Origin of the sequence: Chryseobacterium sp. W4I1 (genome assembly GCF_030816115.1) — a bacterium.
In the GTDB taxonomy this organism is placed as follows: domain Bacteria; phylum Bacteroidota; class Bacteroidia; order Flavobacteriales; family Weeksellaceae; genus Chryseobacterium.
In genome coordinates this window covers 318,765-331,962 of the sequence record NZ_JAUSXQ010000001.1, presented here as the reverse complement: position 1 = coordinate 331,962, position 13,198 = coordinate 318,765, and the positions used below count along the sequence as shown (strand labels likewise).

The 13,198-nt window shown below is 39.1% G+C and carries 15 protein-coding genes and 1 riboswitch; of the genes, 13 read left to right on the top strand and 2 right to left on the bottom strand.

The annotated features are described in order from the left end of the window. Window positions 1-227 precede the first annotated feature (227 nt). The 4 genes from hppD (at window position 228) to QF044_RS01570 (ending at window position 4,174) form a co-directional block, all read left to right on the top strand. A complete protein-coding gene (hppD, locus tag QF044_RS01585) occupies window positions 228-1,358 on the top strand; it encodes a 4-hydroxyphenylpyruvate dioxygenase (RefSeq protein ID WP_307262848.1) in 1,131 nt (376 codons plus the stop codon). 68 nt (window positions 1,359-1,426) lie between these two features. Further along, window positions 1,427-1,885, top strand: a complete 459-nt coding sequence (locus tag QF044_RS01580) for a hypothetical protein (RefSeq protein ID WP_307262846.1) — start codon at window positions 1,427-1,429, stop codon at window positions 1,883-1,885. 81 nt (window positions 1,886-1,966) lie between these two features. Then, window positions 1,967-3,214 (top strand): fumarylacetoacetase, encoded by a 1,248-nt coding sequence (gene fahA / locus QF044_RS01575; protein WP_307262843.1) that lies wholly within the window; start codon window positions 1,967-1,969, stop codon window positions 3,212-3,214. 138 nt (window positions 3,215-3,352) lie between these two features. Then, entirely contained in the window at window positions 3,353-4,174 is an 822-nt protein-coding gene (locus tag QF044_RS01570) for a flavin reductase family protein (protein WP_307262841.1), read from the top strand. A gap of 71 nt (window positions 4,175-4,245) precedes the next feature. Here QF044_RS01570 and QF044_RS01565 read toward each other — a convergent pair whose 3' ends face one another. Both QF044_RS01565 and QF044_RS01560 read right to left on the bottom strand, forming a co-directional pair. Beyond that, window positions 4,246-4,752, bottom strand: a complete 507-nt coding sequence (locus tag QF044_RS01565) for a hypothetical protein (RefSeq protein ID WP_307262839.1) — start codon at window positions 4,750-4,752, stop codon at window positions 4,246-4,248. 60 nt (window positions 4,753-4,812) lie between these two features. Beyond that, window positions 4,813-5,655 carry a S9 family peptidase gene (locus tag QF044_RS01560; RefSeq protein ID WP_307262837.1) on the bottom strand — a complete coding sequence of 281 codons (843 nt, stop codon included), beginning with the start codon at window positions 5,653-5,655 and terminating at the stop codon, window positions 4,813-4,815. A 187-nt stretch (window positions 5,656-5,842) separates the two neighbouring features. Here QF044_RS01560 and QF044_RS01555 point away from each other — a divergent pair, with 187 nt between their 5' ends. The 9 genes from QF044_RS01555 (at window position 5,843) to tenA (ending at window position 13,191) form a co-directional block, all read left to right on the top strand. Beyond that, on the top strand, window positions 5,843-6,616 hold the full coding sequence (locus tag QF044_RS01555) for a HipA family kinase (protein WP_307262835.1): 774 nt from the start codon (window positions 5,843-5,845) through the stop codon (window positions 6,614-6,616). Continuing rightward, window positions 6,603-6,986, top strand: coding sequence for a DUF3037 domain-containing protein (locus tag QF044_RS01550; protein ID WP_307262833.1), 384 nt, complete (start codon window positions 6,603-6,605; stop codon window positions 6,984-6,986). The genes QF044_RS01555 and QF044_RS01550 overlap by 14 nt, the downstream gene beginning before the upstream one ends. A gap of 23 nt (window positions 6,987-7,009) precedes the next feature. Continuing rightward, entirely contained in the window at window positions 7,010-7,480 is a 471-nt protein-coding gene (locus tag QF044_RS01545) for an alpha/beta hydrolase (protein WP_307262830.1), read from the top strand. A gap of 10 nt (window positions 7,481-7,490) precedes the next feature. Then, on the top strand, window positions 7,491-8,033 hold the full coding sequence (locus QF044_RS01540; RefSeq protein WP_307271900.1) for a prolyl oligopeptidase family serine peptidase: 543 nt from the start codon (window positions 7,491-7,493) through the stop codon (window positions 8,031-8,033). Between the two features lie 208 nt (window positions 8,034-8,241). Then, on the top strand, window positions 8,242-10,083 hold the full coding sequence (locus tag QF044_RS01535; protein WP_307262828.1) for a carbon starvation protein A: 1,842 nt from the start codon (window positions 8,242-8,244) through the stop codon (window positions 10,081-10,083). 58 nt (window positions 10,084-10,141) lie between these two features. Beyond that, a riboswitch (TPP riboswitch) is annotated at window positions 10,142-10,234 on the top strand. A gap of 60 nt (window positions 10,235-10,294) precedes the next feature. Continuing rightward, window positions 10,295-11,092 (top strand): hydroxyethylthiazole kinase, encoded by a 798-nt coding sequence (gene thiM / locus QF044_RS01530; protein WP_307262824.1) that lies wholly within the window; start codon window positions 10,295-10,297, stop codon window positions 11,090-11,092. Then, window positions 11,089-11,724 (top strand): thiamine phosphate synthase, encoded by a 636-nt coding sequence (gene thiE / locus QF044_RS01525; protein WP_307262822.1) that lies wholly within the window; start codon window positions 11,089-11,091, stop codon window positions 11,722-11,724. Before thiM ends, thiE begins: the two co-directional genes overlap by 4 nt. After that, entirely contained in the window at window positions 11,721-12,554 is an 834-nt protein-coding gene (gene thiD, locus QF044_RS01520; protein ID WP_307262817.1) for a bifunctional hydroxymethylpyrimidine kinase/phosphomethylpyrimidine kinase, read from the top strand. Before thiE ends, thiD begins: the two co-directional genes overlap by 4 nt. Then, window positions 12,541-13,191, top strand: a complete 651-nt coding sequence (gene tenA / locus QF044_RS01515) for a thiaminase II (protein WP_307262816.1) — start codon at window positions 12,541-12,543, stop codon at window positions 13,189-13,191. Before thiD ends, tenA begins: the two co-directional genes overlap by 14 nt. Window positions 13,192-13,198 lie beyond the last annotated feature (7 nt).

The window sequence follows — 13,198 nt, the reverse complement described above, 5'->3', positions numbered from 1 at the left end:
CCGTAGATGAATCTACGGCTTTCCTGTTTCGAAAATATTCTTTTTACATTTGGTTTTGTAAGACAAATATAATGATCGCATTTTTATTATAATGAAACTTAAATATACTTAAATAAACTCTTCTTTAACTTTATGTTAACTATAAATAAGGAATACGCTTTAATGTTTTCGCTATTTATAAGATTTTTGTAATTTGCATTCCATTAAAATAAAAAGTAAAAAGAAATATGTCAACACTTACATTTGCCGAAAAAATTGCTCAAGCTGAGAATTTTTTACCGATTAACGGTACAGATTACATTGAGTTTTATGTAGGAAATGCTAAACAGGCTGCCCATTATTACAAAACCGCTTTCGGTTTTCAGTCTGTAGCATATGCGGGTCCTGAAACAGGAGTAAGAGACCGTGCTTCTTATGTTCTTCAGCAGGGGAAAATAAGACTGGTATTAACAACAGGCCTTAAATCTGACTCTCCTATCAGCGAACATGTGAAAAAACATGGTGATGGGGTGAAAATTTTGGCACTTTGGGTAGATGATGCCTACGAAGCTTTTGAAGAAACTACTAAAAGAGGAGGAAAACCATACCTGGAGCCTGTCACTTTAACCGATGAGCAAGGTGAGGTGAGAATGTCCGGAATCTATACATACGGGGAAACCATTCACATGTTTATTGAAAGAAAAAATTATAAAGGAGCTTTCATGCCTGGATATGAGAAATGGGAAAGTGCCTACAATCCTGAAGACGCAGGTTTATTATACGTAGACCACTGTGTAGGAAATGTAGACTGGAACAGAATGATCCCTACTGTAGAATGGTACGAAAAAGTAATGGGATTTGTAAATATCCTGTCGTTTGACGACAAGCAGATCAATACAGAATATTCTGCCCTGATGTCTAAAGTAATGTCTAACGGAAACGGGTTTGCAAAATTCCCGATCAATGAACCTGCAGAAGGTAAAAAGAAATCTCAGGTAGAAGAATACCTTGACTTCTATGAAGGTGAAGGTGTACAGCATATTGCTGTGGCTACCAAGGATATCATCCACACTGTAACCGAGTTGAAGAAGCGTGGCGTAGAATTCCTTTCCGCTCCACCGGAAGCTTATTATGATATGGTTCCTGAAAGAGTTGGCCATATTGATGAAGATCTTAAAAAATTACAAGACTTAGGCATCCTTATTGATCATGATGAAGAAGGATACTTACTTCAGATCTTTACGAAGCCTGTAGAAGACCGTCCTACCCTATTCTTCGAAATCATTGAAAGACACGGTGCACAGAGTTTTGGTGCCGGAAATTTCAAAGCTTTGTTCGAAGCATTGGAAAAAGAGCAAGACAGAAGAGGAAATCTTTAATTTATAACACAGTACAAGTTTTGTCAGGATCAAAAGTCTTGACAAAACTTTTTTTTAAAACACATATTATGAGAAAAATTTTGATCGGGATTTTATTTTTCGGGACACTAGGGCTTCACGCTCAGTATGGAACCCTTAATGAGATCCTTAACCGCCTGGAAGAAAGAAAAGGCGTCAACCAGCATCTTGAAAATGAAAATATTGACAACAAGAAATTTGTTTTCATCAAAGATGCAGAAGATCATACAGAAAGGGACTTTATTGTCATCAAAGGAAATGAAGCCACCTATGTGGAAGTTTTTGATGATAAGGCAACAGGAGAAAGCAGTTCCAACGTTTTTACCGGCGATATCGTCAGAAGAAAAAATATTGTTTCCCTGAGGGCAGATAAACTTGAAAATAAAAAAGTTCCGATGCCTGTGACCAAAACGTTACTGCTTACCAAGCAGGATGATATTCTGTATCTTATTGATGTCAATACCAGAGACAGATGGATAGACGAAGCCTCTTATTCCAAAAAGAAATAAGTTCCGCTCTGAAAGCAGAAAGGGATAGTAAATTTTGATATAATTACCCTATCTTACACCTTAATTTAATTCCAAAAAATTATGAAATCATTTGTAGAATATTCTTCGGATTCAGACTTTTCTATACATAATATTCCTTTCGGAGTAGCCGTTTTTAACAAAGAATATATCGGATGCTGTACAAGAATCGGAGATCAGGTAGTGGATCTTGCGACCCTATACGATCTTGGATATTTTGAAGATATTGAAGGATTAATCGACAATGTTTTTGAAGCTTATACCATCAACGAATTTATTGAACTGGGAAAACCGGTGACCAATGTGGTTCGTACCAGGATCCAGGAAATGCTGCAGGAAGGTTCTATTTTATCAAAAGATGAAAAAACCATTGCAGATGCATTCTATGACCTGGACCAGGTAAGAATGATCATGCCTGTACACATCCCCAATTATACAGATTTTTACAGCAGCATCGAGCATGCTACAAACGTGGGAAAAATGTTCCGTGATCCGGAAAACGCATTGCTTCCCAACTGGAAACATCTTCCGGTAGGTTACCACGGGAGAGCATCTTCAATTGTAATTTCAGGCACAGACATCAACCGCCCGAAAGGTCAGACAAAACCTGCAGATGCAGAAAAGCCACTTTTCGGACCTAGTAAGCAGCTGGATTTTGAGCTGGAGATGGCTTTTATTCTTAACAGGAACTCAGAAATGGGTGAAAGCATTTCCACCAAAGACGCTGAAGATGCTATCTTCGGAATGGTGATATTCAATGACTGGTCTGCGAGAGATATCCAAGCCTGGGAATATGTTCCACTGGGACCATTCTTAGGGAAAAACTTTGGTTCATCCATTTCTCCATGGGTGGTAACTATGGAAGCTCTTGAACCGTTCAGAACCGCTTCTCCAAAACAGGATCCTGAAGTTCTGGAATACTTACAGTTTGAAGGTGATAAAAATTACGATATCAATCTTGAAGTCTATCTACAGCCTGAAAACGGCGAAGAAAATCTAATTTCAGAAAGTAACTATAAATTCATGTACTGGAACATGACTCAGCAACTGGCACACCACACCGTAAACGGATGTAACGTAGAAGTAGGTGATCTATATGCCAGCGGAACCATTTCAGGAAGCGATCCAAAATCTTTCGGATCTATGCTGGAACTGACATGGCGAGGACAAAACCCTTTACAATTGAAAGACGGTCAGGAAAGAAAATTCATTGAAGATAACGACACGGTTACCATGAAAGCCTGGGCTGAAAAAGATGGCGTAAGAGTAGGTTTTGGTGAAGTTTCCGGTAAAATTATTCCAACGGTTTAATAATTAAATCTTTAAATTAAGCACTTAAGTTTATTAAGCTAAATGAAAAATAAAACTTGATAAACCAATACATCATAAACCTCATAGGCTTTTAAACCTATGAGGTTTTAAAACGAAAATTAAGTGTTAAACAAAACAATGAAAACAGTTATCCCCTCCGAATTATCCCCCGTACAGCTTCAGACCATCATGCAGACCGCCGTGTCACCGCGCCCGATTGCTTTGGCATCTACGGTAGATAAAAACGGTACCATCAATTTATCACCATTCAGTTTCTTTAATATGTTCAGTACGGTTCCGCCAATTCTGATTTTTTCACCATCGAGGAGAGTACGGGACAATACCACCAAACATACACTGGAAAATATTCTGGAAGTGCCTGAAGTGGTAATAGGAACCGTAAATTTCCCTATTGTACAGCAGATCTCTTTAGCCTCAACAGAATACGAAACCGGAGTGAATGAATTTATCAAATCCGGCCTGACAATGAAAGATGCAGATCTTATACAGCCTAAACTGATTGAAGAATGCCCAGTGAACTTTGAGTGTAAAGTATTAGAAGTAAAATCTCTTGGTGATCAGGGTGGCGCAGGAAATCTGGTGATCTGTGAGGTGCAGAAAATCCATATCAGGGAAGAATACCTTAATGAAGCCGGCAATTTGGATCAGCAAAAACTGGACATGGTAGCACGTCTGGGAGGCAACTTCTATTCCAGAAGCAACGAGAACAGCCTTTTTGAAGTTCCGAAACCACTGGTCACAAAAGGAATCGGGTTTGATCTTCTTCCCGACTCCATTAAATACAGTAAGATATTTACAGGGAATGATCTTGGAATGCTTGCCAACGTAGAAATACTCCCGGCAGGAGATTTTCATGCAGATGAAAACTTCCATCTGGAAGCTCAGAAATTACTGTTGGAAAGTAAGATCGAAGAAGCCTGGAAGCTTTTAACAATATAATCAATTCCACAAAACAAAACCAGCCTGATTACAGGCTGGTTTTTTATTTCTTTTCTGCAGATGTGAACTGCTTACATAGACTTGAGAACATCAGTAACCGTAATCTTATCTTTCTCTGCAAAATCTGTTATTTTTCCATTTTTGTCAACAGATACATTTAGATTATCATTCTTGGCATCATAGAAAATGGATGTTGAATATCCGGGACAGTCGTGCTGCTTACACCCTGTTACTTTATAGATTTCGTTTTCAGATACAATTTGAGATTCCACATTGAAATTTTTAAATATTTCATCATATTGTGCTCCTGTAATTTTCTTAACTCTATCTGCAAAATTTTTATTTTCAAACAGTTTGATATCATGAGGATACTTTCCTACATTTTTAGTGATGATGTTACGGGTAGAAGATGATATGGAAGAAGTAGAGGCTGAGTCTGTTTTTATTTTTACAGAATCTTTAGGCAGTGTTGTTGCTAAAGAATCTGTGCTAGAAGAGGTATCAATTTTTGTTTCCTTTTTACAAGAAAATACTGTCAATAACGAAAGCGTGCATGCGCTTAAGATCAATTTTTTCATAATGTATATATCATTAATATGTGAAAACCTGATATTCAAATTTTATGCCATATATTAATGTTATTTTATATTTTCATTAACAAAATCAATACATTTTTCTGTTATGGTATTAAGGTTTTCAGGAAGTCTATTTTCCGTCCAGGGTTCTTTTGCCCCAAAAGTATGATCTGCACCCTCAACTAAGAACAATTCTGAATTGGGATTCAGGATATGAAGATGTTCCGCATTTTTCACACTTACACTTTCATCATTTGTTCCGTGAATGATCAGCACATATGCCTTAGCCATTTCTGCAGCTCTTTCCACATCAAAACGGTGCACATTATTTTCAAAATCTTCATAAAACTGATAGTAATGCGGCATTTCTTGTTTTGTCCGCCCGTTCAGCACATAATATACACCTTCTTTTTTCCAGCTTTCAAGGGCTTCATCTTTCGGGAAACGTTCCAGGCTATCCACACTTGCCAGCATGATCAGTCCGTTAATCCTTTCATCTTCGCATGTTTTGATGATGGAAATCCCTCCTCCTCTGCTGTGCCCGATCAGGATAATTTTTTGATCGTCCACTTTAGGATTTTTTACAAAATGATCAATGACAATACCAAGATCAGAAAGTTCTTTTGAATAATTATTGTTTCCGAAAGCCTCCAGATCAGCAAAATTATGAGGATCTTCCACTGTGGTACCGTTATGGGAAGCATTATATTTCACAAAGAAAAAATCAGCTTCGGCGAACTTTTCCGCCATCAGATTCCAGGCGCCCCAGTCTTTATAGCCTTTATAGCCGTGGACAAAAATCACTAAGGGCAGTTTTTCACCAGCTTTGGGATACAATGCATCAGCCAGAAAATCTCGTGTATCTGGGTTCTGGAGCTTTATATTCATTTCTTTTATCAATTCCATAAGATAAAACGTTTTATTTACTGTTTGAAATCATTCACATTCACCTAAATATATGAAAAATTCGTTAGCTGATTGCTTTAAATCTCATTTTTACTTTTCTTAAAATGTAAGAAAGTTTATTTTGGAACATAAAACCTTGGAAAAGAATTCTATTAAAAAATGATCAAAAATAACCTAATTTTGCAGTATGCTGGATTTAAGAACGGTAACCGTCATGCGTTACATCCTGCCCCTGAGGGAAGGTGGATCTCTTCCTGCTTTGGCAGAAGCTGATGATGATTTTAAATATGTACTGAAATTTCGAGGCGCAGGTCACGGAGTAAAAATGCTGATCTCCGAACTTTTGGGAGGTAAGATTACGGAGGCACTGGGACTTCAGATTCCTGAGCTAGTGTTCATCAATCTTGATGTTGACTTTGGAAGAACAGAAGCCGATGAAGAAATCCAGGAATTGCTGAAATTTTCGGAAGGACTGAATCTTGGGCTTCATTATCTTTCAGGCTCTATTACCTATGATCCGGGAGTAACAGTTGATCCGCTTCTGGCCTCAAAGATCGTCTGGCTGGATGCATTCATTACCAATATAGACCGCACGTTCAGGAATACGAATCTTCTGATGTGGCATAAAGAACTTTGGGTGATCGACAACGGAGCATCATTTTATTTCCACCATTCGTGGCAGAATTTTGATGCGGCGGCCAAAACGCCTTTCAAATATGTGAAAGATCACGTTCTGCTTCCGAAAGCAAATAAGCTGGATGAAGCCGATCAATTCGCCCATGAAGTACTGAATGACACATTATTCAGAGAGATCGTCAATTTAATTCCTGAAGACTGGCTCCAATGGAAGGATGCGGACGAAACACCGGAAGAGATCCGTGAAATCTATTTCCAGTTCATGAAAACGAGGTTAGAAAATTCTCAAATCTTTGTAAACGAAGCGAAAAATGCAAGAGGATAAAATATACGAATATGCCGTGATCCGCCTGGTGCCTAAGGTTGAAAGAGAAGAGTTTTTCAACATCGGACTTGTCATGTTTTCGAAAAAAGAAAAATTTATCCGTGTAGAATTTTATCTGTGTCCGGATAAATTTAAGCTGATGCACAGCAAAATTGATTACGAAGACATTATCAGGAATCTGGAAAGTTTTCAGAAAATTGCGAACGGCGATAAAGAAGGAGGTCCTATCGCCCTGATGGATATTCCTGAACGTTTCCGTTGGCTGACGGCTGTAAGAAGCTCCGTAGTTCAAACCTCAAGACCGCATCCGGGAAAATCAAAAGACCTGGAAAAGACGTTTGGTAAACTTTTTGAGGAGTTAGTAAAATAATACACTACCTTAAAAAATAGCCTATGAAATCATCAACGAATAACATATCAATCTACAGGTTTTCTATAAACCTGTTTTTTGTTTTATTTTTAACTTTATTTAATGTAAGTTATTCGCAAAACCTCATCGAACCAGCCGCGAAGAAAAGCATCCTGCTCTCTGATAAAGCTACTGTTTCAGAAAATATCGTCTATAAAACCAATAGAAAAGGGAATCCTCTTTCACTGGATCTTTATACCCCGAAAAGCAGTTCAGAAAGCAAAATACCTGTGCTGATTTATGTACACGGCGGCGCATGGGTAAAAGGCGACAAAATGGTGAGGGATGGAAGTTATATAGAAACATTCATCTCTAAGCTGCTGGATAAAAAATTTGCAGTGATCAGCATTGATTATACTCTTCTGAATGATAGCATTCACTTTCCGCTTCCCTTGGAAGACACAAAAGACGTGGTACGATGGGTAAGAAAAAAATGCAGCAGAATATCATTTTGATCCTGAAAACATTGGATTTTTTGGAGCTTCATCAGGAGCGCATCTTTCAATGCTTGCGGCCTACACTCCGGATAATGAATTTCCCGGAAGCCCTGAACTATCTTCCTATTCCGCAAAGGTAAATTATGTAATAGACCATTATGGACCTTCGGATATGAATAAGCTTCTGCATACACGACTGGGAAAAGTACCGGTATTCTTTTTTGGACTGGCAGCGCAAAAAATTGTGGATCTCCGGACCAATCTTGTGAGAGGATTGTCCGGGTACGATATTAAAACGGAAAAAAGAAAAACAATTGACTACTTTAAAACAATTTCTCCTCTGACCTACGTTTCAGGCGGTGTTCCTACTTTGATTATGCAGGGAAATAAAGACAAAGTTGTTCCGATGCAACAGTCTAAAAAACTGCACAGAAAACTGAAGAGAAAAAACATTCAAAACAGCCTGATCATTGTGGAAAACGGTACTCACGGTTTTGGGACAACGGATAAAATGTACCTGGATCAACTGACCAACCAGATGGTGGATTTCGCTGTTTCACAAAAGAAATAATACGAACTATACTTCCAGAAGTTTTATTTAATCAAATAATTAATAATCAAACACATAAATTTATAAATAATCTGTACAAACATTAATTTGCTAGATTAGTATACATATCATCAATTTTTATATTAGAATTAATTAACTTGGCTTTTGTTTAAATTATTCCTAACAAAAGATTCAAAATTTTTAATTATTCATTCTAAAAACAGATGATATGGATTTTCTGAATAACACCAATGCTTTAACCCTGATCTTTGTATCAGTGCTTATATTTGCGATCGCCTATCGTTTTTATGGTATTTTCCTTGCCAATAAAGTACTTCGGCTGAATGATAAAAATACAACGCCCGCAGTAGAATTTGCAGACGGGAAAGATTATGTAGCGACCAATAAAAATGTGCTTTTTGGGCATCATTTTGCTGCAATTGCTGCTGCAGGACCTCTGGTAGGACCAGTTCTGGCAGCCCAGTTCGGATATCTTCCCGGTGCATTGTGGATATTAATCGGATGTGTACTTGGAGGCGGCGTTCATGATATGGTGGTTTTATTCGCTTCCGTTAGGCATAAAGGACAAAGTCTCGCTACAATTGCTTCCAAAGAGATAGGCAAAGCAACAGGAACCGTTGCCGGATTTGCCATTTTATTCATTCTGATTCTTACACTTGCAGGTTTATCATTAGCCTGTATCAATGCAATGCATGAAGCTTCATGGTCTCTTTTTACCGTATTGATTACCATGCCTATTGCCGTGATTATGGGACTGATTATGAGATACCGAAAAAACAGTGTGCTTTTTGCCAGTATTTTAGGCGGTATCCTCTTAATAGCAGGAATTATTGGGGGACACAGCCTGATGCAGAATGAGACGATGAACAATCTTTTTTCATGGGATATAAAAACCATTTCGATTGCTATTCCGCTGTATGGTTTTCTGGCTTCTGTGCTTCCGGTTTGGCTACTTTTGGTACCCAGAGATTACCTTTCCACTTACTTAAAAATAGGAACTATTATTATGCTGGCTGTGGGTGTAATTGTGATTCATCCTACAATACAGATGCCTGCACTTACAGAATTTGTAAATGGTGGTGGCCCTGTAATCGGTGGTCCTGTCCTTCCTTTCATTTTCATTGTGATCGCCTGTGGAGCTATTTCCGGTTTCCATGCGGTGATTGCAACGGGAACAACGCCTAAAATGCTTAACAAGGAAAAAGAAATTCTTTTTGTAGGGTACGGAGCCATGCTGGTAGAAGGTTTTGTAGCTTTAATGGCTCTGATCGCAGCATGCACATTAATGCCCGGTGATTATTTTGCTATCAACACACCGAAGGAATCCTATGATGCTTTCCTTGCTGCTCATCCTGCCCTTCATGGGGTGGATATTGATTATTATTCACAAAAAATAGGCATTGAGCTTCACGGCAGAACAGGTGGAGCGGTATCATTAGCCGTTGGAATGGCACATATTTTCAATAAAATCCCGTACATGGATCAGCTGACTGCTTACTGGTATAATTTTGCCATCATGTTTGAAGCCGTATTTATCCTTACCGCCATTGATGCTGGAACGAGAGTCGGCCGTTTCTTTTTACAGGAAATGTTGGGATCTGTTATTCCTAAATTCAATGATAAAAACTGGATTCCGGGAATTATCATCAGCAGTCTCTTATTTACTTTCGCCTGGGGATATCTGGTGTTTACAGGAAATGTAAGCAGTATCTGGCCACTCTTTGGAATCAGCAACCAGCTATTGGCAGCCTGCGGCCTCATTGTCTGTACCACGATGCTGATCCGGATGAACAGGGGGAAATATGCCTTATGTTCAGCCATTCCGGGAGTTTTTATGGCTGGAATTACTTTCTGGGCGGGTTACATCCAGGTAACCGCAATCTATCTTCCAAAAGAACAGTACCTGCTGGCAGCTTTAGCAGTAACGGCAATGGTTCTGATGCTAATCGTATTTATAGGAGCTTTTATCAAATGGTATCAGCTGCTGAAGATCAGGACCACGGTGACAGATTATTATGGAGAACCTGTAAAAGAGCTGGTAGAAAGGTAACTTCTGTCTCAAATTCCATTATTTGCGTTTTGCCTGCTCTGATAATTTTTATACATTTGTTTTGCTTTAGGGGTATTCTGAAAAGAATTGAGAGAGTCCCTTTGAACCTGATACGGCTAACACCGACGTAGGGAAAAGCAAAATTACATTGCTGACAGTGTACTTTTTGTTTTGGATTTTTCCTGAAGCTATTTTTATTTAAATAATAACAATGGAAAAAATTCTTTGGGAACAGGTACAGCTTGTCAGACAACAGTCTCCTCTGGTTCATAATATCACCAATTATGTGGTGATGAACAATACCGCTAATGCCCTTTTGGCTGTAGGAGCCTCTCCTATCATGGCGCACGCAAAATCTGAAATTCAGGAAATGATCGGTATCGCTCATTCGGTGGTCATCAATATCGGAACCCTGGATGAATATTGGTCGGAATCTATGATCCTGGCAGCTGAAACAGCCCATTCAACCGGGAAGCCCTGGGTTCTAGATCCTGTTGGTGCTGGAGCTACTTCTTTTCGGGATGAAGTTTTAAATCAATTACTGCAATACAAACCCACCGTCATCAGAGGGAATGCTTCTGAAATCATTGCATTGGCTAAAGCCCATACAATCGTCACCAAGGGAGTAGACAGTACAGCACAGAGCAACGAAGCAGTTGATGCTGCACAAAGTCTTGTCAGTCAAAACGGTACCATTGTCTGCATTTCCGGTGAAACTGATATTATTCTGGATACCCAACAGGAAGTTTTCATTAAAAACGGAGATCCTCTTATGACTAAAGTAACGGGTCTTGGATGTTCTGCCACCGCTTTAATCGGTGCATTCATAGGAGTTGCAGAAGATAAAGTATTAGCTGTAGCGGCTGCCATGGCATTAATTGGGATCGCTGGAGAACTGGCTGCTGAGGAAAGTAAAGGTCCCGGAAGTCTCCAGATTCATCTGATTGATAAACTATACACTATTACTGAGCAGGAATTTGTCAACCGTTTAAAGATAGAGCGAAAATGAGCTTAAATTCTTTTCCCTATCAGCTTTATCTGGTGATTTCTGAGGCAGATTGTATGGGAAGAAATTTCCTACAGGTTGCCGAACAGGCAATTCTTGGCGGAGTTGATGTGATCCAGCTGAGAGAAAAAAACAGCAGTACAGATTCGTTTCTGACAAAAGCTTTACAACTTATTGAAATTACGGATAAATATTCTATTCCACTGATCATTAATGATAATATAGAAGTTGCAGAAAAGGTAAATGCAGCAGGCATTCATGTGGGTAACAGTGATGATCCGCCCGTTTATTTAAGACAACGCCCTCTTCTTACCAAAAAAATGATCGGCTATTCTATTGAATATCTTTCTCAGCTAAACAATGAAGAAACCGCCGTTTCAGATTATCTGGGAATCAGCCCTGTGTTTAGAACGGATACGAAAACGGATACGATAACAGAATGGGGACTTGAAGGAATTAAGACGATCAGGCAGCTTACGGAAAAACCTTTAGTAGCCATCGGCAATATTTATTTGGGAAACGCAAAGGAAGTGATGAATGCTGGGGCAGACTGTCTTGCTGTGGTTTCTGCTATTTGTCATGCTTCTGACCCTCAAAAAGCAGCCTATCAATTAAAAAATGAAATTTTAAAATGAAAAAATATACCTATCCATCGGTTTTAACGATTGCAGGATTTGACGGAAGTGGTGGCGCAGGCATCCAGGCTGATATTAAAACAGCTTCTGCTCTGGGATGTTTCTCAACATCGGTTTTGACTGCTTTACCTGTACAGAATACTCAGGGTGTAAGGAAAATATATCCCATTCCGGTAGAAGCGGTAGCGGATCAGATTGAAGCTATTCTGGATGATATTTTTCCCGATGCTATAAAAATTGGAATGGTGCATACGCCTAAGCTGGTAGAAACCATTGTTTCAACACTGGCTAAATACAAAAAAATCCCAATTGTATTCGACCCCGTAATGGTAGCAACAAGTGGCCACCGACTGATTGAGGAGGACACGATAGCAGCTATCACAGAAAAGCTTTTCCCGATCGCAGATGTAATTACTCCAAATATGGATGAAGCCGCTATTTTAGCACAGATGAAAGTTGAAACCCTGGAAGATCTTTATGCTGCCGGAAAAGAAATAAAAAAACTGGGCTGTAGAAGTATTCTCCTGAAAGGCGGGCATCAGGAAACCTCAACCATTACTTCTCTATTCTACGATGAGCATGAGAAATACCATGCTTTTGAATCTAAAAAATTTAAGACCAACAATACCCACGGTTCCGGTTGTACACTTTCTTCTGCTATTGCAGCTTATCTGGCTCAGGGCAAGTCTTTATATGACTCAGTTTCTTTGGGACAGCACTATGTTTATCAGGCCATAGACAACGGAAAAGATGTACAAACAGGACATGGAAACGGTCCGCTTAATCACTTTTTTAACCCTCAAAAACTAATCAAAAATGAAATGGTCTGAATACACCTGGCAAGCTATAGAAGAACGCTACAAATCTATTTTGGAAATGCCATTTATTAAAGAACTATCAGGCGGCACTTTGCCACAGGAAAAATTCCGGTTTTATATGGCTCAGGATTCTTTATATCTTGAACACTTTGGAAGAACGCTTTCACTGATCGCTGCCAAAATTCAGGATCTTCAGGATGTGCTTACCTTTATGCGCTTTGCAGAAAATGCCATTGTCGTGGAAAATGCTTTGCATGAATCTTATTTTGTAGATTTTGGCGTTACAGATAAAGGAATATTAGAACCGGCCTGTCATCATTATATTCACTTCCTGAGAAGTACCGCAGCTTTAGAATCTGTAGAAGTTGCCGTGGCGGCAGTGCTTCCCTGCTTCTGGATTTACAGAGAAGTGGGAGATTATATTTACAACAATCAAAATGCGATCAATAATCCTTATCAAAAGTGGATTGATACGTATGGCGGGGATGAATTTTCTGTTGCCGTAGATCAGGCTATTGCGATCTGCGACCGGTTGGCTGAGAACAGTACGGAAGAGACCCGAAAAAAAATGACCGAAGCATTTATAATGTCAACGAGAATGGAATTTCATTTCTGGGAAGGCGCTTATGAGTTGAAAACATGGGAATAGATTAAAA

What these genes read in the sequence shown, in the direction of transcription:
- hppD (WP_307262848.1), top strand. Translation starts at nt 228, where the DNA reads ATGTCAACACTTACATTTGCCGAAAAAATTGCTCAAGCTGAGAATTTT.
- QF044_RS01580 (WP_307262846.1), top strand. Translation starts at nt 1,427, where the DNA reads ATGAGAAAAATTTTGATCGGGATTTTATTTTTCGGGACACTAGGGCTT.
- fahA (WP_307262843.1), top strand. Translation starts at nt 1,967, where the DNA reads ATGAAATCATTTGTAGAATATTCTTCGGATTCAGACTTTTCTATACAT.
- QF044_RS01570 (WP_307262841.1), top strand. Translation starts at nt 3,353, where the DNA reads ATGAAAACAGTTATCCCCTCCGAATTATCCCCCGTACAGCTTCAGACC.
- QF044_RS01565 (WP_307262839.1), bottom strand. Translation starts at nt 4,752, where the DNA reads ATGAAAAAATTGATCTTAAGCGCATGCACGCTTTCGTTATTGACAGTA.
- QF044_RS01560 (WP_307262837.1), bottom strand. Translation starts at nt 5,655, where the DNA reads ATGGAATTGATAAAAGAAATGAATATAAAGCTCCAGAACCCAGATACA.
- QF044_RS01555 (WP_307262835.1), top strand. Translation starts at nt 5,843, where the DNA reads ATGCTGGATTTAAGAACGGTAACCGTCATGCGTTACATCCTGCCCCTG.
- QF044_RS01550 (WP_307262833.1), top strand. Translation starts at nt 6,603, where the DNA reads ATGCAAGAGGATAAAATATACGAATATGCCGTGATCCGCCTGGTGCCT.
- QF044_RS01545 (WP_307262830.1), top strand. Translation starts at nt 7,010, where the DNA reads ATGAAATCATCAACGAATAACATATCAATCTACAGGTTTTCTATAAAC.
- QF044_RS01535 (WP_307262828.1), top strand. Translation starts at nt 8,242, where the DNA reads ATGGATTTTCTGAATAACACCAATGCTTTAACCCTGATCTTTGTATCA.
- thiM (WP_307262824.1), top strand. Translation starts at nt 10,295, where the DNA reads ATGGAAAAAATTCTTTGGGAACAGGTACAGCTTGTCAGACAACAGTCT.
- thiE (WP_307262822.1), top strand. Translation starts at nt 11,089, where the DNA reads ATGAGCTTAAATTCTTTTCCCTATCAGCTTTATCTGGTGATTTCTGAG.
- thiD (WP_307262817.1), top strand. Translation starts at nt 11,721, where the DNA reads ATGAAAAAATATACCTATCCATCGGTTTTAACGATTGCAGGATTTGAC.
- tenA (WP_307262816.1), top strand. Translation starts at nt 12,541, where the DNA reads ATGAAATGGTCTGAATACACCTGGCAAGCTATAGAAGAACGCTACAAA.